Origin of the sequence: Bifidobacterium cebidarum, assembly GCF_009193305.1 — a bacterium.
Taxonomy (GTDB): Bacteria; Actinomycetota; Actinomycetes; order Actinomycetales; family Bifidobacteriaceae; genus Bifidobacterium; species Bifidobacterium cebidarum.
Genome location: NZ_WBVS01000001.1, coordinates 179,364 through 199,642 on the forward strand (window position 1 = coordinate 179,364; position 20,279 = coordinate 199,642).

General features: G+C 57.5%; 18 protein-coding genes and 1 tRNA gene. 4 read left to right on the forward strand and 15 right to left on the reverse strand.

Annotated elements, in window-relative coordinates; genetic code table 11:
- Positions 1 to 3: 3 nt before the first annotated feature.
- Positions 4 to 1,290, reverse strand: a complete 1,287-nt coding sequence (locus F7D08_RS00685) for a glycosyltransferase family 4 protein (protein WP_226803225.1) — start codon at positions 1,288 to 1,290, stop codon at positions 4 to 6.
- Positions 1,287 to 1,955, reverse strand: a complete 669-nt coding sequence (locus F7D08_RS00690; protein ID WP_152208839.1) for an L-threonylcarbamoyladenylate synthase — start codon at positions 1,953 to 1,955, stop codon at positions 1,287 to 1,289. The genes F7D08_RS00685 and F7D08_RS00690 overlap by 4 nt, the downstream gene beginning before the upstream one ends.
- Positions 1,956 to 2,216: 261 nt before the next feature.
- On the opposite strand from F7D08_RS00690, the gene F7D08_RS00695 reads away from it, so the two are divergent.
- Positions 2,217 to 2,843 (forward strand): sugar O-acetyltransferase, encoded by a 627-nt coding sequence (locus F7D08_RS00695; protein WP_152209086.1) that lies wholly within the window; start codon positions 2,217 to 2,219, stop codon positions 2,841 to 2,843.
- Between the two features lie 74 nt (positions 2,844 to 2,917).
- Here F7D08_RS00695 and prmC read toward each other — a convergent pair whose 3' ends face one another.
- The 5 genes from prmC to F7D08_RS00720 form a co-directional block, all read right to left on the reverse strand.
- Positions 2,918 to 3,799 (reverse strand): peptide chain release factor N(5)-glutamine methyltransferase, encoded by an 882-nt coding sequence (prmC, locus tag F7D08_RS00700; RefSeq protein WP_152208840.1) that lies wholly within the window; start codon positions 3,797 to 3,799, stop codon positions 2,918 to 2,920.
- A gap of 164 nt (positions 3,800 to 3,963) precedes the next feature.
- Entirely contained in the window at positions 3,964 to 5,052 is a 1,089-nt protein-coding gene (gene prfA, locus F7D08_RS00705; protein ID WP_152208841.1) for a peptide chain release factor 1, read from the reverse strand.
- A 136-nt stretch (positions 5,053 to 5,188) separates the two neighbouring features.
- Positions 5,189 to 5,401 carry a 50S ribosomal protein L31 gene (gene rpmE / locus F7D08_RS00710; RefSeq protein WP_044089693.1) on the reverse strand — a complete coding sequence of 71 codons (213 nt, stop codon included), beginning with the start codon at positions 5,399 to 5,401 and terminating at the stop codon, positions 5,189 to 5,191.
- A gap of 138 nt (positions 5,402 to 5,539) precedes the next feature.
- Positions 5,540 to 5,613: transfer RNA gene (locus F7D08_RS00715), tRNA-Ile, on the reverse strand.
- Between the two features lie 133 nt (positions 5,614 to 5,746).
- Positions 5,747 to 6,985, reverse strand: a complete 1,239-nt coding sequence (locus F7D08_RS00720) for an ROK family protein (protein WP_152208842.1) — start codon at positions 6,983 to 6,985, stop codon at positions 5,747 to 5,749.
- Between the two features lie 218 nt (positions 6,986 to 7,203).
- Between F7D08_RS00720 and F7D08_RS00725 the strand changes: the two genes are divergently transcribed.
- The 3 genes from F7D08_RS00725 (at position 7,204) to F7D08_RS00735 (ending at position 9,686) form a co-directional block, all read left to right on the forward strand.
- Positions 7,204 to 8,724, forward strand: a complete 1,521-nt coding sequence (locus F7D08_RS00725; protein ID WP_152208843.1) for a xylulokinase — start codon at positions 7,204 to 7,206, stop codon at positions 8,722 to 8,724.
- A gap of 174 nt (positions 8,725 to 8,898) precedes the next feature.
- Complete coding sequence (locus F7D08_RS00730; RefSeq protein WP_152208844.1) at positions 8,899 to 9,219, forward strand: hypothetical protein; 321 nt, start codon at positions 8,899 to 8,901, stop codon at positions 9,217 to 9,219.
- Between the two features lie 119 nt (positions 9,220 to 9,338).
- The gene (locus tag F7D08_RS00735; RefSeq protein ID WP_152208845.1) at positions 9,339 to 9,686 is read left to right on the forward strand and encodes a hypothetical protein; all 348 of its coding nucleotides are present in this window, start codon (positions 9,339 to 9,341) and stop codon (positions 9,684 to 9,686) included.
- 335 nt (positions 9,687 to 10,021) lie between these two features.
- On the opposite strand, the gene mmsB is transcribed toward F7D08_RS00735, so the two are convergent.
- The 8 genes from mmsB to F7D08_RS00775 form a co-directional block, all read right to left on the reverse strand.
- Positions 10,022 to 11,236, reverse strand: a complete 1,215-nt coding sequence (gene mmsB, locus F7D08_RS00740) for a multiple monosaccharide ABC transporter permease (protein ID WP_152208846.1) — start codon at positions 11,234 to 11,236, stop codon at positions 10,022 to 10,024.
- A 42-nt stretch (positions 11,237 to 11,278) separates the two neighbouring features.
- Complete coding sequence (locus F7D08_RS00745) at positions 11,279 to 12,820, reverse strand: sugar ABC transporter ATP-binding protein (RefSeq protein ID WP_226803249.1); 1,542 nt, start codon at positions 12,818 to 12,820, stop codon at positions 11,279 to 11,281.
- Between the two features lie 151 nt (positions 12,821 to 12,971).
- Positions 12,972 to 14,078, reverse strand: coding sequence for a substrate-binding domain-containing protein (locus F7D08_RS00750; RefSeq protein WP_152208848.1), 1,107 nt, complete (start codon positions 14,076 to 14,078; stop codon positions 12,972 to 12,974).
- A gap of 618 nt (positions 14,079 to 14,696) precedes the next feature.
- Positions 14,697 to 14,888: a hypothetical protein gene (locus F7D08_RS00755; protein ID WP_152208849.1), complete on the reverse strand. Its 192-nt coding sequence runs from the start codon at positions 14,886 to 14,888 to the stop codon at positions 14,697 to 14,699.
- A gap of 237 nt (positions 14,889 to 15,125) precedes the next feature.
- Positions 15,126 to 15,755 carry a sugar O-acetyltransferase gene (locus tag F7D08_RS00760; RefSeq protein WP_152208850.1) on the reverse strand — a complete coding sequence of 210 codons (630 nt, stop codon included), beginning with the start codon at positions 15,753 to 15,755 and terminating at the stop codon, positions 15,126 to 15,128.
- Positions 15,756 to 16,004: 249 nt separating this feature from the next.
- Complete coding sequence (xylA, locus tag F7D08_RS00765) at positions 16,005 to 17,354, reverse strand: xylose isomerase (RefSeq protein ID WP_152208851.1); 1,350 nt, start codon at positions 17,352 to 17,354, stop codon at positions 16,005 to 16,007.
- A gap of 234 nt (positions 17,355 to 17,588) precedes the next feature.
- Positions 17,589 to 18,389 carry a hypothetical protein gene (locus F7D08_RS00770; protein ID WP_193316127.1) on the reverse strand — a complete coding sequence of 267 codons (801 nt, stop codon included), beginning with the start codon at positions 18,387 to 18,389 and terminating at the stop codon, positions 17,589 to 17,591.
- 280 nt (positions 18,390 to 18,669) lie between these two features.
- Complete coding sequence (locus F7D08_RS00775) at positions 18,670 to 20,079, reverse strand: NAD-dependent succinate-semialdehyde dehydrogenase (protein WP_152208852.1); 1,410 nt, start codon at positions 20,077 to 20,079, stop codon at positions 18,670 to 18,672.
- Between the last annotated feature and the right edge of the window lie 200 nt (positions 20,080 to 20,279).

Below are 20,279 nucleotides of genomic sequence, written 5' to 3' on the forward strand. Positions count from 1 at the left end.
GGTCTACTTGCCTGATTCCACACTCTGGCCCGCATCCCGGTCCGCATTGCGGTCAATACTCCGGCCCTGTTGCTGATCAGGTTCGGCCTCGATTGCTAACTTCCCTGAATCCTTGGAACTCCCGGTCTTTCCCGACGGCATCGCCGCATGCTGCGCGCCTTCGCGCGTCGCCTCCATTGCCCGGCTTTCCGCCTGCATTTCAGGAATACGATGCTTGAGGTATGGATACATGGTGGCCACGGTCAGCACCACTACCGCCACTGCCATGCCGATCAATACATACCGCGCCCGGAAGAACAGAATCATCAATGAGCCGAATGCGATCAGCGCCGCCCAGCCCCACAGAATCGTCACGGCCCCACGTACCGAGTGACCGATCCTGAGCATACGGTGATGCAGATGCATGCGGTCAGGATGCATGGGCGATTGCCCTTTGGCCAGTCGGCGTACAATCGCCAGACACATGTCCAGCACCGGCAGGAACAGCACCAGAATCGGCAGCAGGATCGGCATGAACACCGGCAGATAAATGCTGGGGTGAATGGACGCGGGATCAAGACGCCCAGTCATCACGATCGAAGCGCAGGTAATCAGATACCCCAACAGCATCGAGCCTGAATCACCCATGAACAGTTTGGCCGGGTGCCAGTTGTGCAGTATGAAGCCCACGCAAATGCCGACCATCATCACGTCAATCAGCGTGGCCAGTGATGCGTAGCTGGGTGAGTAGCGCGCGATGATATAGGAGTAAATCGCGAATGCGATGCCGCCGATGGCCACAATGCCAGAAGCCAAACCATCAAGGCCATCCACAAAGTTCACGGCGTTGATCGACGCCACAATCAGAAATGCGGTGATGGCCATAGACAGGCTCGGCGATGCGGTGATCAGCGAGCCGCCAAATGGTAGGGAGATGATCTGCAAACCTCCCCACGCCACGAACACGGAAATCAGCAGCTGGCCGGCGAGCTTGAGCATCCAGTCCAGATCCCACAAATCATCGGCCATGCCGAGCAGACTGATCATGATGCCACCGGCAAGAATCACCCACATCTGATAATTACCGGTGAACAATCCAGACAAAAACATCGTTTTACTGGCGAATACCGTGGCCACCGTAAAACCGATCAACATGGCGAGACCGCCCATGCGCGGCGTCGGAATCGTATGCACATCGCGTGCGCGAACCTCGCCTACGGCACCAATCTCAATGGCCACATGGCGGATCAATGGCGTCACCAGCCAGGTCACACCGCCGGCAATAGCAGCAATCAGCAGATAAATTCTCACGCGCCCAGTCCTCCGCCATTCAAATGAAGTGCCTTGCGAATCACACTTTGCGCAATGACTCCCTCACGCAGGATTTCAATGCCGTCACGGCCATAGGGGTCGGCCTTCACCACCGTGCTGGACACATGCCCTGGAGTAGGCCCACCGTCCAAATACAGATCAACGTCATCGCCGAACGCTCGCATGGCCTCTTCTACGCTCTGCGCGCTTTCTTCGCCGGAACGGTTCGCGCTGGAGGCCGCCAACGGACCAGTGGCGCGCAGGATGCTCAGGCACAGCGCCGAATTGGGAATACGAATGCCCTGCGTACCCGGACGGCCGTCCCCGGTATCAGCCAACGTTGCCAGCGTGCAGTCCGGGCGGGCGACGGCGATCGGAGAGAACGCGCCTGGCAGAAAAGCCGCAGACAAGCGGTTCAGTGGCGACGGCAGATCCAGCCCAAGCTCGTCAAGCTGATCGATGGACGCCAACAGCACCTGCAATGCCTTATACCGAGGGCGGTGCTTCAACTCATATACGCGGCTGATGGCCTCACGATTGCGCGGATCACACGCCACACCGTACACGGTGTCCGTAGGAATAACGACCAGTCCACCGTCGCCCACGATGCGCGACGCCAACGACAACGACTCATCCGTGACTTTCAATGTTTGCGTGGACACCATGTTCCTGCCATCTCCGTTCACTACCGTATGCAACAATCTACCATTGCATCATCGAACCACGACGTGCGTCAAGCATACGCATCTCAGCCTTGCATTGCTCCGGCACGTTGCCTCCACCCATGTCTTCAACACATGGTCAGCAAATCGTCGCCACTCCTCCACGCTTATACAATGGACACGATTTTTGTTTCTCCAAACAAATAAAGGAGTGACGCTGTGAGCGACGAATCCACGAACGAACTGCCTCCCATCGAGCCGCGCATGCCGCGCGCCAGCGAGCGTGGGGAGATGCTGGCCGGCAAACTCTATAATCCCGCCGACCCTGAACTCGTTGCCCTGCGCGACAAGGCCGCCGACCTGTGCACGCGTTTCAACGCCACTTCCCGCGCCGACCATGCCGCCCGTGCCGCCATTCTCGACGAGCTGCTGCCGGGCCACGGCAAGGGCTTGGATGTACTCGGCCCGATTTTCTTTGATTACGGCTGCAACACCACCATCGGCGAGCGCGTGTTCGCCAACTTCAATTTCACCGTGCTCGACTGCAACCCGGTGACCATCGGCGACGACGTGCTTTTCGGACCGAATGTCTCTTTACTACCGCCGATGCATCCATTGCGCTGGCAGGATCGCAATGTGCGTCAGGCCGCGGATGGTTCGATGTATGACTATGAATACGGCAAGCCGATTGTGATTGGCTCGAACTGCTGGTTCGGCGGCAACGTGACCGTGATCGGCGGTGTGACGATCGGCGAGGGCTGTGTGATCGGTGCCGGCTCGGTGGTGACGCGTGATATTCCGCCGCACACGGTGGCCGTGGGCAATCCCGCACGCCCGATCAAGGAAATCACCGATAAGGACGCGTCCATACTGCAGTATTACGCACAGTGACTGCTCGTCATGGGGATGCGGCTGCGATTCATGCCGAGATTGCAGTTGCATCCCGCACATCGACAAGAAAACCACTATTTTTCCGCGAACAGGTATCGGTCTCGCCCGGTCCAATCCTTGCCGGTGGAGGCATTGGCGAATCCGATGGCTCGCGCATAGGCCACGAGACGATCGCCTTGGCTGATGTCATGCTCCATCACCAGTGCGCCGCCCGACTTCAGCAGTCGATACGCGCGTTCGATGATGCGCTCTGGAATCAAGGTGCCGTCTGCGGAGCCACCATACAGTGCCAATTCCGGATCCCAATCGCGCACCTCAGGCTGCTCGGGAACGTCGGTTTGAGGGATGTATGGCGGATTGGTAATCACCATGTCCACAGTGCCGTCAAGCTGAGCCAATGTCGCCAATGATGTGGCGTCGCCGATCTCCAGCTGATAATTCGAGGCGATGGAGGGATATTGCTGCGCGGTACGTACCAGATTCTTCCGCATCCATTCGGCAGTATGCGGCGATAGTTCCACGGCCCACACCTGGCTGCCCGGCACTTCGGTGACCACGGCAAGACCGATGGCCCCCGAACCGGCACACAGGTCGACTACTCGAGGATTCATGAGTCCATGCTGGGTCATCCAGTCAAGGCCAGCCTGCACTACGGTTTCGGTTTCCGGCCGCGGAATGAAGACACCTGGGCCGACTTCCAGATCCAAGTACCTGAACGGGGCATGCCCTACGATGTATTGCAACGGTTCACGCTTCGCCCGGCGTTCAATCATCGATTGGAATCGCGCATCGTCAAAGTCGACCGACTCCCCCATCAGCAAAGCCCTGTCGATATCGCGCAGTTCAACGCCCGCAGCCTCAGCCAGCAGCAGTTTGGCGTCATGTTCAGGCGTCTCAATGCCCACTTCACGCAGCCGTGCCGCCGCGCCCCGAATCACATCATGAACGGTCGTCACCTATCCATCCCATCCGGCCGCAAATGCAACATATCAGCACAGGAGGGGTTGGCTGGGGCATGTGATGTAAGACCGTAAGCTTGGCCGAACGGCCTTGAGTGTGTCGAACATCATATGCCCCAGCCAACCCCGGCCAAACTACTTCTGCTGGACTGAATAAGGAATTACTGCTGATTAGCCAGACGATCGGCTTCGTCGGCCTGGATGTCCGAGTCGATGACGGCCTGCAGATCGCCATCCAATACGGCATCCAAATTGTATGCCTTGTAGTTGGTGCGGTGATCGACGATACGGTTCTCCGGGAAGTTGTAGGTACGGATACGCTCGGAACGATCCAGCGAACGCACCTGGGAGTGGCGCATATCGGCGGCCTCGGCGGCCTCCTGTTCGTGCTTCATGGCAAGCAGACGGCTCTTGAGCACGCGCAGGGCAGCGGCACGGTTCTGAATCTGCGACTTTTCGTCCTGCATGCTCACCACGATGCCGGTAGGAATGTGGGTCATACGCACAGCGGAATAGGTGGTGTTCACCGACTGGCCACCGGGGCCGGAGCTCATGAAGATATCGATCTTCAGATCCTTCGGATCGATCTCGATCTCATCATCATCCTCATCGGCTTCCGGGAACACGATCACGCCGGCGGCGGAGGTCTGAATGCGCCCCTGCGATTCGGTGACCGGCACGCGCTGCACGCGGTGCACGCCACCTTCGTACTTCATCGAAGCCCACACGCCATCTTCCGGCGCCGGAGTGCCCTTGGCGCGAATGGCGATCTGCACGTCCTTCACGCCACCGAGTTCGGTGGTGTTCTCGGACTGGATATTCACGGTCCATCCGCGCTTTTCGGCGTAACGCGTATACATGCGCAGCAGGTCGCCGGCGAACAGTGCGGCCTCTTCACCGCCGGTGCCGGCCTTGATTTCCATAATCGTGTCGCGGGCATCATCCGGATCGCGTGGAATCAGCGCGGTGCGCAGCTTCTCTTCGGCTGCCGGTAGCTCGCTTTCCAAGCGCTTGGCCTCCTCGGCGAAATCAGCGTCTTCGCTTGCCATTTCCTGGGCGGCTTCCAGGTCATTCTTGATCTGCAACCATGCCTTATACGCGCTCACGATGGAGCCAAGCTCGGCATGACGACGGCCCAGCTTGCGCAGCTTATCCGGGTTGGATACGATTTCGGGACTTGCCATCTGCTCTTCGATGGACTGGTACTCCTCAAGCGCGGTTGCCGCCGCTGGGAACTGTTCGTCTGCCATAACGTTTCTTTCCAAAGTCAACTATCAATACTGAACGCAATACTGAGCGGCTTGAAATGCCTAATAGATACAAAAACGCCAGTCCTTGGCCGGCATGCCGAGGCAAGCCAAACCGATCGGACTGGCGTGAAGTATGCTACTTGCTCTTCTTGCCGTAGCGCTTCTCGAAGCGAGCAACACGACCACCGGTATCGAGGATCTTCTGCTTGCCGGTGTAGAACGGGTGGCACTGAGAGCACACGTCAACGAACATGTGGTCTTCCTTGCCAGCAGTGCGGGTCACGAAGGTGTTGCCGCAAGAGCAAGTCACCTCAACGGGGTGGTAATCAGGATGAATACCCTGCTTCATTGTACGTCTCCTATGGATTCGGGGGACCCGGGTCGCAATGCCCCTATGGCAATGCGTGAACCGGAACCTGAAAGATAATACTCGCGTATGTGGACGTACCGCACCTTCGTGGTACATGTCGCAGTGAGCGAAAATGAGTGGGGCCGCAGGGGCTTGAACCCTGGACCGGGCGATTATGAGTCGCATGCTCTAACCGACTGAGCTACGGCCCCACATTGGTTTGCATCGGCAAAAGCCAACTCGGATAGTGTAGCACGGCCCCACTATCCAGCGACCATCCCGGCATGAATGTTGCGCGCAAGGTCGCAACAGCCGGGGCCATGCTGAAACAGGCATCAGCCTCTTTTATGCTTTGGCACCCGCTTCGATGAACGCCAGAGGATTCTCGATGAAGCGCCGCAATCCCATCTCAGCCGCACCATAGAGGGACGGATGCTCCGCCACCGGCGGCACGAATACGCGAATCTTCACATTGGGATATCCGAGAATCTCCGAGCGCAAACGACCTTCCAGAATATTGCCCAGCTCATCGCCGAAATGCGTCCACAGGCCGCCAAGGAGCACCGTATCCACATCCACCATATTCACCGCCGAAGCGATTGCCGAGACCAATGCGTCCGCCGCCTGATCAACCACTTTGGACACCACAGGGTCACCGTCACGCCAACGGCGCAGGAATTCCGCTATGCCTTCGGAACCGGTGGCCTCATCATCCTGCGCGATTCCCGCGGATTCCACCAAGGCACGCCGACCGGCAAATGCTTCCAGGCACCCATGGCGCCCACAGCGGCACAATGGCCCGTTCATCGACACCGACAAATGACCGATTTCCCCGGCGAATCCATGAGACCCCGTCACCACGGCACCGTCGCGTACCACAGCGCCACCAATGCCGATATCAGTGGAAAGGTAGATGAACGAATCCATACGATCGACCACGTTCAGGAAATCCGCGCGTTCGGTGGCATATCCCGGAATCTGAGCGAGAGCAGCCATTTTCGCCTCATTACCGGCCACGACATCAAGTCTTCGCACCACATTGAACCGGGTAAGATTCACATTCTCCCAGCCAAGGTTGCGAGCCACCAACAACCACATATCATCAGTGACAATGCCGGGCAGAGCAAGACCGGCGCCCACCACTTTGCAACCACGACGCTTAAGTCGGCGCTCGAGGGGGAAGGTCATAGCATCAAGTTTGGCGAAGATCTCATAGGGGTCGGTGCCGGTCATATCCTCACTGACCCACTCCTGTCCCAACGTATCGCCATTGAGGTCGAGCGCCAAACAGCCGTAACCATCGGTATTAATCTGCAATCCGATGCCCGCCACGCTGCCGCCGTGGATTTTGAGCGGCGTGCTCGGCCGACCGTATGCGGTCGACACCACCGGCTCGCCCTCATAGATGATTTTGCTTTCCAAGAGCATCGACGACAACAACGACATCGTGGCCTTGGTCAACCCGGTCTCCTTGGCCAGATCAGCGCGGCTCATCGGATGATCCGCGCGCAGCAGGGCGTCAAGAGTCACCGAGAGATTATGGTTGCGCAGATCCTCCTGGTTGATTCTGCGTAGATTCGCCATCGTTACCTCACCTCTTTGTCGCCCGCTGATAGAACCGCCCGTGAGCGTTCACAGTTACTTGTCCACTATGTATTATGCGCCATTCAACACAGTCAGGGCCGCACCATTGCGTGTTCCCGTTTGCATTCAAGCGTTGACATACAGTATAGTTTAATCGTCTAACTTATTGGTCAAGACGCGCCGAAACACAGCGCTTAAGCCTCATCGAGGAGGAATTTATGACAACGACTCTGGTCGCTGGCGTTGATACGTCAACCCAATCAACGAAAGTTCGTGTTACGGACGCCGCAACCGGTAAACTGGTCCGCTTCGGCCAGGCCAAGCATCCGGACGGCACCTCAGTCAATCCTGAGTTCTGGTGGAAGGCCTTCCAAGAGGCCGCCGAGCAGGCCGGCGGATTGGATGATGTGGCCGCTCTGGCCGTAGGTGGCCAGCAGCACGGCATGGTGATCCTTGACAAGCAGGGCAACGTCATCCGCGACGCCATGCTGTGGAACGACATCAGCTCCGCCCCGCAGGCCGCCGCTCTGATTGAAAAGCTTGGCGAGGCCCCAGCCGAGGAAGATGAACCCGAAGACGTCATCGCCCGCGGCAAGCAGCGCTGGGTCAAGGCGGTCGGCTCCTCCCCTGTGGCCTCCTACACACTTACCAAGGTGGCATGGGTGGCTGAAAACGAGCCGGAGAACGCCAAGAAGATCGCAGCTGTCTGCCTGCCGCATGATTGGCTGAGCTGGCGCATCGCCGGTTATGGCCCGGTGGCCGAAGGCGAGGACGCCCATCTGGAGGCTCTGTTCACCGACCGCTCCGACGCTTCCGGCACGATTTACTATGATGCCGCACACAACGAATACCGCCGCGATCTGATCGCCATGGTGCTTGCCGCCGCTGAAGGCGAGGAAGCCGCCAAGGCCCACGCCGATGCCATCGTGCTGCCCACCGTGCTCGGACCGACCGAGTCCGCAGCAGTCAAGGCCTCCCCCGCCATCGCCGGCAAAGATGTTGAAGGCGGATGCATTCTGGGCCCCGGCGGCGGCGATAACGCCATGGCTTCTCTGGGCTTGGGTATGGCCGTCGGCGATGTCTCTATCTCGCTGGGTACCTCCGGCGTGGCCGCAGCCATTGCCGAAAACCCGGTCTACGATTTGACCGGATCGGTTTCCGGCTTCGCCGACTGCACCGGCCACTACCTGCCGCTGGCCTGCACCATCAACGGCTCCCGTATTCTCGATGCCGGACGCGCAGCCCTCGGCGTGAATTACGACGAACTGGCCGACCTGGCCTTCAAGTCCGAGCCCGGAGCAGGCGGCATCACGCTGGTGCCATACTTCGACGGCGAGCGCACCCCGAACCGTCCGGACGCCACCGCATCCCTGACCGGCCTGACCCTGCACAACACCACCAAGGAGAACCTGGCTCGCGCATTCGTCGAAGGCCTGCTGTGCTCCCAGCGCGACTGCCTTGAGCTGATTCGCTCGCTCGGCGCACAGATCAGCCGCATTCTGCTGATCGGCGGCGGCGCGAAGTCCGTGGCCATCCGCACGCTGGCGCCTTCCATCCTCGGCATGGAGGTGACCCGCCCGGCCACTGATGAGTATGTGGCTATCGGTGCCGCACGCCAGGCCGCCTGGGTGCTTTCCGGAGAGGCCGAGCCGCCGACTTGGGAGCTCAACATCGAAGGCGTGGAGACCGGCGAGCCGACTGAGGCGGTTTATGAAGCCTACGCCAAGGCCCGTGGCTGATTTCAGCGCTGCAATGCGATATAACTGAATATGCAAAACCGCCGTGGTGGGCAACCGTGAAAAAGTTCAGCTGCCCACCGCGGCGGTTTTGCGTTCAAGCACCAGTCGCTCAACTCAGCCGCAATCCACCAAACTCGCTATAATCAATGCGTTTGAATAAGTCTGGAGATTCTTATGAATAATCGCTCCCGTATGATGCTGTACGCCCTAACCGCCGTAGCCTGCGTGGTCTGGATCTACCAATCCGTTAAGGAATCCATGTCGGACGGCACGATAATCAGCACATCCAATATCATCTTCCTGGTATGCATCGGCATCGCCGCCGTGTATTGCGCCGCCAATGCATTAATCATCTGGTGGCGTCAGCCCGGCAAGGACGATGAGACTTCTTCAGAGAACGCTGAAGACGAAGACAGCGAGGACGAACCTGAAGATTCCCAGACGGATGCCGATTCCTCCTCCGCGACGCAGTCGCCTCAAGCCCAAAATAAGTAGTTCGTTCATCATCAAGCGGTAAGCGGCCTATGCGGCGGCTTACCGCTTTACTAGTATCGTTTTTCAGACAACACATGCGTCATAGCCGCTCATGAACATCGTCAGTGCAAGGAGCACCAATGGAAGCCACCGTAACCATGTCCATCATTATCAGCGTCGTATTGGGAGTTATCTGCATCCCCTGCGGTCTGTTCTTGGGCCTTATTCCGATGAAAGCCGACCAAGTCACCGCAAAGCAATCCAAAGCATCGCAGATGATGTGCTTTGTCATCGCCTTAATCTTCATTGGCCTGCTCGTCGCAGGCCGTGACCTTGAGACCTGGGGCATCGTCATCGGGTTGGTCATCGGCTTTGCCATCGGTAAGATTCCGGCCCTCCATACACGGGCCGTCAACAAATGGCCGTTCCTTGAGCCTAAGAAGCCAACCGTCAAGCCCAAGCGTGTGAAAAAGGCCAAGAAGAAGTAGTTTCATCCTCTTGTTGCGTCATAAACGGCGCTATGTATGCGGCACAACGAAGGCTCCACATACATAGCGCCGTTTCTTATGCGCCAATCCTCACTATGTATGCGGCACTGGTTGGCCATGCACTGCGCAGTTACTGCCTGTTGGGAACGCATAGCAGGCAGTAACTGAGCGAGACAATGTACGCCGGCGCGCGACAGCACCACCGCCGCGAAGCACGGCCTACGCGCATGAAAAAAGGGACGCCGCCTAGACGACGTCCCTTTCGGAGGAGGAGGGAACCATAAGTTCCTATCCCCGTGGCAACCAGGCGCACACCCTGATTACCAGGTGCAACATCAGCCCTTCTTCTTCTTGGAGAGCAGATCGTAGGCCACAGCGGCGATCACGACGAGGCCCTTGATGGTCTTGACCCAAGCGGCGTCCACACCCATGATGGACAGGCCCTGGTTCAGAACGCCCATAATCAGTGCACCAACCATAGCGCCCGGAATGGTACCAATACCACCGGTAACGGCCGTTCCGCCGATGAAGCAGGCGGCGATGGCGTCCATCTCGAACTCCATACCGGTCTGTGCGGAAGCGGAAGCCAGGCGGGAGAGGGTGATGATGGATGCGACGGAAACCAGGAAGCCCATGTTCAGGAAGATCTCGAAGTCGACCTTCTTGGTGTCGATACCGGAGAGGATGGCGGCCTTGCGGTTGCCACCGACGGCGTAGACGTTACGACCGAAGACCATACGGTTCAGGACGAAGTAGTACACGCACACCAGCACGCCGATGATCACGAGCACGATTGGAATACCACCCTGAGTGGCGTTGCCGGACATGGCCAGCAGGTAGGTCACGTAGCCAATGGCGAGAGCAGCGACCACGCACTTCAGAACCACGAAGCTCATCGGCTGGGCCGGCAGACCGTTCTTGACGGCCTTGGCGCGCTTGGACAGCTGGCTCCAAACCACGAGCACGATGGCGGCGATGCCGACAATCAACGCGGTCAATGCAAACGGTCCGACGAAGATGGTGGGGATGTAATCCTTGGAGATGGAGCGGAATGCGGCATTGGAGACCGGGATGGATTCACCGGCGACGACGGTGGCGAGGCCACGGAAGATGAGCATGCCGCCCAGGGTGGTCACGAAGCCGGGGACTCCGACGTAGGCGACCCAGAAGCCGTGCCATGCGCCGATGGCCAGACCGATGACGATCATCAAAAGAATGGCAGCCCACCACGGAACACCATGTTTCATGGCCAGTGCGCCGACGCCGCCGATGAAGGCCACCACGGAGCCCACGGACAGATCGATGTGGGTCGCGATGATGATCATCAACATACCGATGGCAGCGATAAGCACGTACGCGTTCTGCTGGAACAGTGCCACCACGTTGTTCGGGTTCAGCAAGCGGCCGCCGGTCAGGACCTGGAAGACGACGATCACCAGCACGAGGGCCAGGTAGATGCCGTAGGAGCGCATGTTGCCCAGCAGCAGAGACTTGAGGCTCTGTTCCTCTCCGCCCTTCTTTGCGGCGGGGGTTGCGGTTGCAGTAGACATTTTTAACAATTTCCTTTCAAAGAACGTTATTTCCGGCGCGCGTCAGGCGAACACCTGATCCTTGGGCAGCGGGGTCGCGGAGGTCATGTAGCGCATGAGCTCCTCCTGGTTGGTGGTCTTGGCGTTGAAGACGCCGGTGATCTGACCTGCGCTCATCGTGTAGATGCGATCGCAGATACCAAGCAGCTCGGGCAGTTCGGAGCTGATGACCACCACGGCGGAACCAGAGTCAGCAAGCTGGTCGATGATCTCGTAGATGTCGTACTTGGCACCGACGTCGATGCCTCGTGTGGGCTCATCCAGAATCAGGACCTTCGGATCGGTGGCCATCCACTTGGCCAGCACGACCTTCTGCTGATTACCACCGGACAGGTTGCCCGCCGGCATTTCGATGGTCGGAGCCTTGGTGCGGAATTCCTTGCGGTATTTCTCCGCGACCTGCTTCTCCTTGGTTTCGTTGACCACTCCAAGCTTGTTGGAGAGTTCTTTGAGGCTTGCGAGGGAGGTGTTCTCACGAATGGTCTTCATGAGGTTCAGACCGTAGACCTTACGATCCTCGGTAGCGTATGCCACACCGTGATCGATGGCGGAACGCACGGTCGGGAAGTGGACTTCCTTACCTTCCACGAAAATCTTGCCGGAAGCGTTCACGCCGTATTGGCGGCCGAAGACGCTCATTGCGGTCTCGGTACGGCCTGCACCAATCAGGCCTGCAAGACCGACGATCTCACCGGCTCGTACGTTGAAGCTCACGTTCTTGGCGACCAGACGGTTCTCATCAAGCGGGTGATGCATCTTCCAGTCTTCGATGCGGAACATCTCCTTGCCGATGTGGCTCTCATGCACCGGGTAACGGTTGGTGAGCGGGCGGCCGACCATATCGCGAATCAGCACATCCTGATCGAGCGGGTGTTCGGCATCAATGTCAATGTGGCTGATGGTGTGGCCGTCTCGAATTACCTGCACAGCATTCGCGGAGTAGGCGATTTCGTTGAGCTTATGGGAGATGATGATGGCAGTGATGCCCTGCTCGCGGCGCAGACCGTCGATCAGATCGAGAAGGTTCTTGGAATCCTCGTCGTTCAGTGCTGCGGTCGGCTCATCGAGGATGAGTAGCTTCACGTTCTTGGTCAGGGCCTTGGCGATTTCGACGAGCTGCTGCTTGCCGACGCCGATGTTGGAGATCAAGGTGTCCGGGTTCTCGTCCAGACCGACCTTCTTCATCACGTCGTAGGCGATGCGACGCTGCTCATCGGCATCGATTGCGATGCCCTTTTTCTTTTGGTTGCCCAGGAAGATGTTCTCCTGAATGGACATGTAGGGAACAAGTGCGAGTTCCTGGTGAATGATGACGATGCCCTTTTCTTCGGAATCGCGAATCGTCTTGAATTTGCAGGTTTCGCCGTTGTAGACGATGTCGCCCTCGTAGGTACCGTACGGGTACACGCCGGAGAGCACGTTCATCAGTGTTGATTTTCCAGCGCCGTTCTCACCGCAGATCGAGAATATCTGGCCCCTCTTGACCGTGATATTCACGTCGTTCAACGCGGTGACCGGGCCGAAGCGCTTGACGATATGACGCATCTCAAGAATCACGTCATCGTTTGTAGCCACAGTTACCTCCTCCGATAGTAATGTCACTGTGCATGGTGAAGGCGCCGTACCGCAGCACTGCAGTGCGGCGCCTCCTATCTATTTGATTCGCTTGTTACTGGTCAGTTGATAAAGTGTGCGATCACAGACCAGCGTCGGCAGCGGAGATGTAGCCACCATCAACGAGGACTTCCTTCAGGTTGTCCTTGTCCACGGTAACCGGGGTCAGCAGCTGAGACGGAACGTCCTTGACGCCGTTGTTGAAGGTGTCGGGGGCCTTCGGCTCCTTGCCGTCGACCAAAGCCTTGATCATTTCAGCGGTGGCCTTGGCGAGTTCACGAGTGTCCTTGTAGACGGTCATGGACTGCTTGCCCTGAACGATGGCCTGAACGTTGGCCTTCTCAGCATCCTGGCCGGTGATGATCGGGTAGTAATCCCAACCAGCGGCCTCTACGGTGTTGTAGGTACCGGTTGCCTCGGCGTCGTTCTGTGCGAGGACTGCGTCGAGCTTGGTGCCGTCGTTGTAGAAGGAGTTGATGCGGTTCTCCATCTCGTTCTGGGCCTTCTGACGATCCCAGTTGTCGATGCCGATGGACTGCCAATCGTCAGCGGAGGACGGAACCTTGCCGGACTTGGACTGCAGGACGCCGGACTTGAAGTACGGTCCGAGCACATCCCATGCACCCTTGAAGTAGTAGCCTGCGTTGTTATCGGTCGGGGAACCAGCCATCAGCTCGACGTTGAACGGGCCCTTCTGTCCATCCTTCAGGCCGAGCTTCTTCTCGATGTATTCGCCCTGCATGCGGCCGACGTCCTCGAGGGAGAAGGTGGTGTAGTAGTCCACGGCGTCGGTGTTCATAACCAGACGATCGTAGGCGATGACCTTGCCACCGTTGGCGGCGACCTGCTCGGCGGCTGCACCGGTTGCAGTGCCATCGATGGATGCGATGACTACGTAGTTCATGCCGTTGTTAGCCATGTTCTGAATCTGCGAAGTCTGCAGATCGGTCTTGCCGTCTGCGTACTGCAGGGTAACGTCATAGCCGTAGCCCTCAAGCTGCTTCTTCAGATTTTCGCCATCGATCTTCCAACGCTCGAGCATCTGCTCAGGCATGGAGATACCGACCTTGACGGTGTCCGATCCGCTGCCACCGGCGGTGGTGGCACCACGGGACCCGCCACAGGCGGCCAGCGGGACAAGCATGGCGGTCGCAGCAATAACGCCCAGGGCCTTGGTCCACTTGTTCATGGGTATTCCTTTCGTCACTGAATAGGAACTTTTTGATTTCCTCTTCCTTGGTTTCGGCAGTCATTGCCGAACCTGTTAAAAATATACCACATAGTTTTTTGATTTAACAATTACCAAGTGGTGACTTTCTTTGAAATGACGCCGTTTTTGGCAGATTTGATTCATCCGACTAACTAAATGTGAGCGGTAACAATGACAGAACATCAACGTTTTTTAGTTCAAGAAAGTACATATCTCATCGATAAGAAAAAATACGACACGCCGGCACCCAGCCAATTTTCAGACTCGCTCGAAGTGCAACATTCCAAGCAAAACCTTACATTATTCAATCAAAAAGACACAAATTTATTCCATATACACGCATTTTGATTCATAGTGGGAATCGACGGCGTCAACAGACATACTGCCCCCATTCCCTAAATCCAAGAAAACACCGCAAAGAGCGCACCGCATAAACAGTCCACGAAGGTACAGGCACCCGCATTGTCAGTCTGCGGCAACACTCACTCCACACAAAGAAGCCCCGTATGCATCGCCCCATATACAACAATGCCGCCCTGCCCGTAGGCAGAGCGGCACATCCAGCCGACTCAATCACGATCGCACATCAGCGACGCATCAGTCCGACTCCCCCGGCTCAAAAAGCGCCAGGAACTTCGGCCGCCAAGCATACCGTGTGGAAACCAGAACCAGACCGGCAGCCGTCAGCACAGCACCAAGCGGTGCAGCCACAGGGCTCACGAACAACAACGCGGCATAAGCCACGGCCAGCAATGCCAGCGAGAATAACAGCATTCGATGTGCGTGCATAGCAGTATCTCCATTGACGTTGCGCAAGTACGCAGAGTGGATGTGATTATTTAGTTTAATGATTTAACCATATACCTGTTATGTTACGAAAGCAAATCGAAAAACACTTCGCCTCAGCCTAAGACCTCACTCCCCGAATCACCATGTTGAACTCGTATGGCCTGGTTTCAGCAGTTTCCGCCATAGCACGTATTGCAATGCCTGCAGCGGAAACCGCTTTCGTATAATCAGCAGTGTTCAGCGTTCCGCCTGAGCACGCTGCTCGGGCGTCCAATCCTCGGGCACTCGGCCAATCACATGGCAAGGATTGCCCACGGCGATGGAGTCGGCAGGAATATTGTGGGTCACCACAGAGCCCGCGCCGATGATGGTATTGTCTCCGACGGTGACGCCTGGGCAAATCACCGCGTTGCCACCGATCCATACGTTATTGCCGATAGTCACGTCTTCGTTATGTTGCCAGCCCTCCAGACGAGGTTTGCGAGCGATGGCATGGTTCGGCGTATAGATGCTGACGCGCGGGCCGATCAGGCAGTCCGAGCCAATGGAAATCGGACCGCCGCCCACAGTGAGAAAGTCCATATTGATGAACGTACGGTCACCGATCTTCAGTCCCAACCCATAATCCAAACGGATGGGCGGCCTGAAATCCACCCCCTCGCCGGCCTCCGGCACGAGTTCGCGGAACAGACGCTCAGCTTCAGCCGTATCCTCGAAATATATGCGATTGATGCGGTCGCAGGTGGATTGCGCCTCACGCGTGAGTTCCGGCAGAATCTTCGATTTACGGTATTGCAGCCAATCATCGGCGAAAAGCTTCGCCACGTCCGGGTAATCACGCTTCAGTTGCTCGAGATCATGTGCCATAGGTCACCTCAACATTGGAGTTTCACGGTAATTGGAATCAAAACATGCGCATACCAGAATGCCGCTTCGAGCATCATTGCCCGAAGCGGCATTCCAGTGGAAGGAGAAGAAAGAAAAAGGAAGGTGGGTAAACTGCCCTCAGGCATGTGCGCACCTGAGAACAAGCATGGATATCAGCGATGGATGCCCGAGGCGCGAGGTTCACCAAGCGCGCCTCACGCCTCAAGCAGTCATCGGTCGGTCATCGACTCACTTGACTTCAGACAGAGCGTCGATGATGTAGTTGTTGATGGTGGCCTTGACGGACTCCAGGTGATCGGACTTGGTAGCGGCGATCAGCTCGGACTGCGGCTTATCAAGGCTGTAGGCTTCGAGGTCGGCCAGGGTCACGTTGCCATCCTCGATCTCCTTGCCGATGCCGGAGTCGTAGGAGCTGTAGCGCTCGGCCATGAGATCCTGGATGAAGCCATCCTGGTTCATCTTGTCGGCGACCAGCAGGCCTGCGGCGTAGGAATCCATACCAGCGACGTGAGAACGGAACAGATCCTCAGCGTAGAAGGAGGTACGACGCGGCTTGGCGTCGAAGTTCAGGCCACCGCGCGGACCGATGGAGCCGGCCTGCAGGACTTCCCACATCACGGCGACGGTCTCGTACAGGTCGGTCGGGAACTCATCCATATCCCAGCCGATGAGCTTGTCGCCCTGGTTGGCGTCGAGGGAGCCGAGGAAGCCGGACTCACGGGCAACGCGAATCTCGTGCTGGTAGGTATGTCCGGCCAGGTTGGCGTGGTTGCCTTCGAGGTTCAGCTTGAAGACGTCGGTCAGGTCGTGCTCGCGCAGGAAGTTGATGGCGGTGGCTGCATCGAAGTCGTACTGGTGCAGGGTCGGCTCCTTCGGCTTCGGCTCGATCAGGAACTGAGCGTCAAAGCCGATTTCCTTGGCGTAGTCAGCGCACAGGTGGAAGAACTGAGCGATGTGATCGGTCTCACGCTTCATCTCGGTGTTCCACAGGTTCTCGTAGCCTTCACGGCCGCCCCAGAACACGTAGTTCTCTGCACCGAGGCGCTTGCCGATTTCAAGGCTCTTCTTCAGCTGGCCGCCGGCGTAGGCGTAGATGTCAGCGAACGGAGAGGTTGCGGCGCCGGAGACGAAGCGCGGGTTGGTGAACAGGGAGGAGGTGTTCCACAGCAGCTTGACGCCGGTGGCCTTCATGTTCTCTTCGATCTTGTCGACGACCTTGTCCAGGTTGGCATCGGTCTCGCGCAGGGTGTCGCCTTCAGGGGCGATATCGCGATCGTGGAAGCAGAAGTACTCAACGCCGAGCTTCTGGAACAGCTCGAATGCGTAGTCAACCTTGGCCAGAGCCTGGTCCATCGGATCGGTGTACTTGTAGTACGGACGGTGAGCGGTACCGGTGCCGAACGGATCAACGAGCTCCTGGTTGAAGGTGTGCCACCAAGCGACGCCGAAACGCAGCCAATCCTTCATCTTCTTGCCGGCAACAACCTTGTCAGCATCGTAGTAATGGAAAGCGAGGCCTTCCTTCGGTCCCTTCTCGCGGCCGACGTACTCAACCTTGTCAACATCCCACAGACCCATTTGGGCGCTCCTTTGCAGTAGTGGTTCAACGGATTACGGGATAAATAATAAAACGAATGAACTATGTTTGTCAAATGATTGAATTAATGCGCAGCTGCACAGCGTGTTGCCAGTAATCGCAACGGTTTTCACATCAATGAGCAAGTGCGGCCAACTCCAATCACATAAAAAATCGGCGGATTATTCCCCTGATAATCCGCCGACGATCGAAGCCTTCCCCACATGTATGTCACGCTACTCGCAAACCCGGTTCAGAAAACGGTCGAGCATGCTGGTGTTGCGACGAGAAACCGCATCCTCCCAACCAAGACCGGTATCTTTGGCTCTTCCGTAGAAGAAACGCACCAGACCCACGAAGTCAGGCGTATATCCCAGACCCCGAAATAGTTTGGCAGCCTCCGCTCCCGCGGTCTGCGAATCAGGACGGCGAGCTTCATATAACGGTATGGCGCATGACCGCCACATTCCACGGCTATGGGCGATGCGATTGACTATCATGCCGCCTCTCGCCCCGTCGTATCGAGCCGCCGCGCGCGGGTCGAACACCGAATAGAACTCACCGTGCAGCAAATCCTCCACCATCAGTCGTCCGCTTGCCGTATGAGCATCACGGATCCAGAAGATCGAAGCGAAATTGGTGTCGTTCACCTCTCGCAAATCCCGCGCCGCACGCTCATCGGCACCGTCTCCCTCCTGACCGCCATGCAGATATTCTCCAATGGCCAGGAATGGCGAGATGCCACGGCTGGCGTCATACTCCAATTCGACGCGCAGGTCCTCCGATTCATCACCGGTAATCCCCGAGGCGCTCACCAAGCAGTCGAATGAGAACCAGTCCTGAAACGACCAATCCAGCAATTGAAGCACATACTGGGAGTGCGGTTTGAAAGGGTTGAGATTCACTTTCCGGAAGAATTCACGACGTGCTTCGGCATAAACGGCAAGATTGCAACGCTTGAAAATATCAGCGACATCCCTTGAACTCAACATCGCCGGTAAATCAGCATCCCCGATCGCAACGCTCGTCATAGTCATCACAGCCTCCTTGCTAGTGGACGGCGGGCTTCGTTGCCCGCCGTGAGACACACTGTATGAGACTTGGTACAGCAGCTGCAAGGGGCAGTCATCAATCAGTGGATAAGTGAATAAACCAAGCCATTGGGGATAACCAACGGTGCATAACCAACATGCACATTGGTGGATAAACCGGCATGCACAATGGTTATCCACCGAAGGGTTCAACGATTGTCCACCGAAGAATTATCGGACTATACAGTCTCGGAGCGGCATCTACCGTCGCTTCCCCATCATCTCATCACAGCGCGTCGATATCTCCCACCGCAATGACCTTCTGGTTGACGAATTCTTTAAGGCCAAGGTCGATGAGCTCGTGGCCGTAGCCGGAATTCTTTACGCCACCAAATGGAATATCCGCAGCCACGATGGTCGGATGATTGATGGCCACCATACCAGTGTCAAGCTTGCGAGCCACCTGCTGTGCATGGCGAATATCCTTGCTGAACACGGAGCCACCGAGGCCAAAAGGCGAATCGTTGGCAATGCGAATCGCATCATCCTCGTCCTTGGCACGGTAGAGCTGCGCCACCGGACCAAAGAATTCGGTGTGGAAGGCATCGTTGTCCTCGCTGATACCGGTCAGTAGCGTGGGCGGGAAGAACGCCCCGCGTTCAGGCACCGCGGCCAGATACTCAACACGCGCTCCCTGCGCCACGGCGTCATCGACCTGGCGTTGCAGCGTTTGCTTGGCACCTTCGCTAGACAGCGGTGCGAGCGTGGTGCTCGGATTGGTCGGGTCACCGGCGACCAATCTGGCGGCACCAGCGCGGTACCGAGCCAAGAAACGGTCATAGACAGCATCGACCACAATCAGACGTTTCGAGGAGACGCACACCTGGCCGGCATTCCAGTTACGCCCCCGCACGGCCCAGTCGGCGGCCTTATCCACGTCGGCGTCATCCAGCACGATGAACGCATCCGCGCCACCCAGCTCCAACGTGCTCTTCTTCAGATGCTTGGCAGCGAGCGACGCCACCAAGCCACCGGCTTTTTCGGAACCGGTGAGCGCCACTCCACGGACCACCGGGTTGGCGATCACATGTTCGGTTTGGTCATGCGGCAGATAGAGGTTAGTGAGCAGACCCTGTGCCACCGATTCGTCGATGCCCGCAGCCACGGCGGCCTTGCGGAACAAATCCTCCATGCGTGCCGCACACTGAGGCACGTTCGAGGCGTGTTTGAGCACCACCACGTTGCCTGCGGTCAGCTGCGGGGCGGTGATGCGCACCACCTGGTAGTACGGGAAGTTCCACGGTTCAACGGCGAAAATCACACCCATCGGATCATTGACCAGCTGCACATCCGTGTCCCCATAGCCGTGGGCGGGCAGGAAGCGCGGAGTCAGCAGCTCTTCGCCATGCTCCACGTAATAGCGCAGCATCGCGACGCAGATGTCCACTTCGCCGGCCGCCTCAGCACTGATCTTGCCCATTTCCAAGGTGATGGTCGAGGCATAATTCTCACGGTTCTCTTCAAGGATTTCGGCAGCCTGTTCCAGTACGGCGACGCGCTGCGCCACCGGCAAATCCCGCCAGACGAGGAATGATTCGTGCGCGGTGTCGAGCGCGGCATCGACTTCTTCGGGGGTGGCGTTAGCGAAGGTGGCCACGGTTTCATTAGTGTATGGATTTACTGTTGCGTACGTCATTGTCGTATGAGTCCTTTGCTTGCTGTCATCGGCATGGTTTCAATCACCGACCGTCCGCGGCCCGCGATTTCCCCCACTCATGCTTTATTGTGCTCACCGCGGACATCTCGACGCAAGAGCTCCACTACATGCAAACCGTGAATTGCCTCACATTAACAAACACACGAACGCATCTCAGTGCACGATATGTAAAAAGACAC

Bases quoted from the DNA above. Each gene is read 5' to 3' on its own strand.
- F7D08_RS00690 (WP_152208839.1), bottom strand. From the start codon at position 1,955: ATGGTGTCCACGCAAACATTGAAAGTCACGGATGAGTCGTTGTCGTTG.
- F7D08_RS00695 (WP_152209086.1), top strand. From the start codon at position 2,217: ATGCCGCGCGCCAGCGAGCGTGGGGAGATGCTGGCCGGCAAACTCTAT.
- prfA (WP_152208841.1), bottom strand. From the start codon at position 5,052: ATGGCAGACGAACAGTTCCCAGCGGCGGCAACCGCGCTTGAGGAGTAC.
- rpmE (WP_044089693.1), bottom strand. From the start codon at position 5,401: ATGAAGCAGGGTATTCATCCTGATTACCACCCCGTTGAGGTGACTTGC.
- F7D08_RS00720 (WP_152208842.1), bottom strand. From the start codon at position 6,985: ATGGCGAATCTACGCAGAATCAACCAGGAGGATCTGCGCAACCATAAT.
- F7D08_RS00725 (WP_152208843.1), top strand. From the start codon at position 7,204: ATGACAACGACTCTGGTCGCTGGCGTTGATACGTCAACCCAATCAACG.
- F7D08_RS00730 (WP_152208844.1), top strand. From the start codon at position 8,899: ATGAATAATCGCTCCCGTATGATGCTGTACGCCCTAACCGCCGTAGCC.
- F7D08_RS00735 (WP_152208845.1), top strand. From the start codon at position 9,339: ATGGAAGCCACCGTAACCATGTCCATCATTATCAGCGTCGTATTGGGA.
- mmsB (WP_152208846.1), bottom strand. From the start codon at position 11,236: ATGTCTACTGCAACCGCAACCCCCGCCGCAAAGAAGGGCGGAGAGGAA.
- F7D08_RS00745 (WP_226803249.1), bottom strand. From the start codon at position 12,820: ATGCGTCATATCGTCAAGCGCTTCGGCCCGGTCACCGCGTTGAACGAC.
- F7D08_RS00750 (WP_152208848.1), bottom strand. From the start codon at position 14,078: ATGAACAAGTGGACCAAGGCCCTGGGCGTTATTGCTGCGACCGCCATG.
- F7D08_RS00755 (WP_152208849.1), bottom strand. From the start codon at position 14,888: ATGCACGCACATCGAATGCTGTTATTCTCGCTGGCATTGCTGGCCGTG.
- F7D08_RS00760 (WP_152208850.1), bottom strand. From the start codon at position 15,755: ATGGCACATGATCTCGAGCAACTGAAGCGTGATTACCCGGACGTGGCG.
- xylA (WP_152208851.1), bottom strand. From the start codon at position 17,354: ATGGGTCTGTGGGATGTTGACAAGGTTGAGTACGTCGGCCGCGAGAAG.
- F7D08_RS00770 (WP_193316127.1), bottom strand. From the start codon at position 18,389: ATGACTATGACGAGCGTTGCGATCGGGGATGCTGATTTACCGGCGATG.
- F7D08_RS00775 (WP_152208852.1), bottom strand. From the start codon at position 20,079: ATGACGTACGCAACAGTAAATCCATACACTAATGAAACCGTGGCCACC.